The 248-nt window shown below is 40.3% G+C and carries 1 tRNA gene; it reads right to left on the bottom strand.

Going from position 1 to position 248, the window contains the following annotated elements:
- Window positions 1–145: 145 nt before the first annotated feature.
- Window positions 146–221, bottom strand: a tRNA-Ala gene (locus tag IC218_RS21765).
- Window positions 222–248 lie beyond the last annotated feature (27 nt).

The raw sequence follows: 248 nt of genomic DNA, 5'->3' as shown, positions 1-248 counted from the left end.
GCACGTCGCCAACAAACAAACTTCACATGTGTTCAGTTTATTCTGTTGCTTAAAGTGCTAACGCACATAGCTTGTCTAAAGATAAGCTAAAAGTGCATGTAAGAGGCTACTAGATAAATCAAAGATTTAAGTAATATACTCTTAATGGTGGAGATGAGGAGAGTCGAACTCCTGACCCCTTGCTTGCAAGGCAAGTGCTCTCCCAACTGAGCTACACCCCCAAATATGAAGTTCATAAAGAACTTTCA

It is taken from the genome of Clostridioides sp. ES-S-0005-03, from assembly GCF_020658455.1.
Lineage (GTDB): Bacteria > Bacillota > Clostridia > Peptostreptococcales > Peptostreptococcaceae > Clostridioides.
Note: the sequence above shows the minus strand (reverse complement) of the source record. Positions and strands in the feature narration are given on the sequence as shown.